Origin of the sequence: Actinomadura soli, from assembly GCF_005889715.1 — a bacterium.
Taxonomy (GTDB): domain Bacteria; phylum Actinomycetota; class Actinomycetes; order Streptosporangiales; family Streptosporangiaceae; genus Spirillospora; species Spirillospora soli.
Window position 1 is genome coordinate 1 of sequence record NZ_VCKW01000558.1, and the last position, 1,466, is coordinate 1,466.

Consider the following 1,466-nt stretch of genomic DNA (forward strand, 5'->3'; position numbering starts at 1 on the left):
CAGTAACACCGGCGTCCGCGGCGTATCCCGCCGGGCCCGGGACGTCCGGCCCGGTCGCCGGGTGATCTTGGGTGGGGCGCGGGCGGGGCGGCGGCTGAACTACGGTTGGCGCGTGACCGAGTCCCCGGCGCCTCCCGAGCGCCAGCGCCCGCCCCCGGGCGCCGTCCGCGCGGCGGTGCGGTGGCCGCGCGGGCAGACCGCCGACGCGGTGTTCGCGGTCGCGGCCATGGTCGCCACGCTGGTGATGAGCGTGCAGGCCGAGAAGCCCGAGGACCGCGCGCTGTGGCCGGGCGGGTTCGCGATCATCCTGGTCGCGACGCTCGCGCTGGCGGTGCGGCGCCGCTACCCCATCGCGGTGCTGGTCGTGGCGACGATCGCGCCGCCGATGTACTACCCGCTGGGCTATCCGGACGGGCCGATCGCGCTGGTGCTGTGGGTGGCGTTGTTCACCGCGGCCGTGGAGTGCGGGCTCGCGGTCGCGCTCGGCGCGGTGATCGTGGTCAACGCGGGGTTCCTGGCCGTGTCGCTGGCGCGCGGCGGCGAGGACGGCGGCGACCCGGAGGCGGTCGTGGACGCGCGGGGCGTGGCGTCGCTGTCGCTGGGGCTGCTGCTGGCCGTGGGGCTCGGGCTGCACGTGCGCAGCCGCCACGCCCGGGCCGAGGCAGCCGAGCGGCGCGCCGCCGAGGCCGAGCGGACCCGGGAGGAGGAGGCGCGCCGCCGCGCGATCGCCGAGCGGCTGCGGATCGCCCGGGAGCTGCACGACGTCCTCGCCCACCAGATCTCGCTGATCAACGTGCAGGCGGGCGCGGCGCTGCACCGCCGCGACGAACCCGACCGCGCCTACGCGGCGCTGGAGGCGATCAAGGCGGCGAGCAAGGAGACGCTGCGGGAGCTGCGCGGGGTGCTGGGCGTGCTGCGGCAGGTCGACGCCGCCGACGCCGACGCGGCGGGCGGCGGGCCGGTGGCGCCGCAGCCGTCGCTGGCGCGGGTGGTCGAGCTGCTGGAGCAGACCGCGGCGGCCGGGCTGACCGTCCGCCGGGCCGGCGACCTCGCCGGCGCCTCCGAATCCGGCGCCGCGCCTGCCGACGCCGGTTCCGCAGGCGCGGGGGCGCTGGCGGCGCTGGAGGGGCTGCCCGCGCCGGTCGGGCTTGCCGGGTACCGGATCGTGCAGGAGGCGCTGACCAACGCCGTCCGCCATTCGGGCGCCGCTACGGTGACCGTGGAGGTGCGCCGGGTGCCGGGCGCGGTGATCGTGCAGGTCGACGACGACGGCTCCGGTCCCGCCCCCGGCTCGGGCGACCCGGGCGGGAACGGGCTGCGCGGCATGCGCGAGCGCGCCGCGTCGGTCGGCGGGGAGATGACGGCGGGACCGGGCCCGGCGGGCGGGTTCCGGGTGTGGGCGCGGCTGCCGCTGGGCGGGCCCGGCGAGGAGCAGGAGCAGAGGGAGGGGATCGCGTGATCCGGGT

The 1,466-nt window shown here is 78.7% G+C and carries 1 protein-coding gene; it reads left to right on the forward strand.

What is annotated here, in order from left to right; translation table 11 throughout:
* The first annotated feature begins 112 nt into the window (after window positions 1–112).
* Window positions 113–1,459, forward strand: coding sequence for a sensor histidine kinase (locus tag ETD83_RS41800; protein WP_230421546.1), 1,347 nt, complete (start codon window positions 113–115; stop codon window positions 1,457–1,459).
* Window positions 1,460–1,466 lie beyond the last annotated feature (7 nt).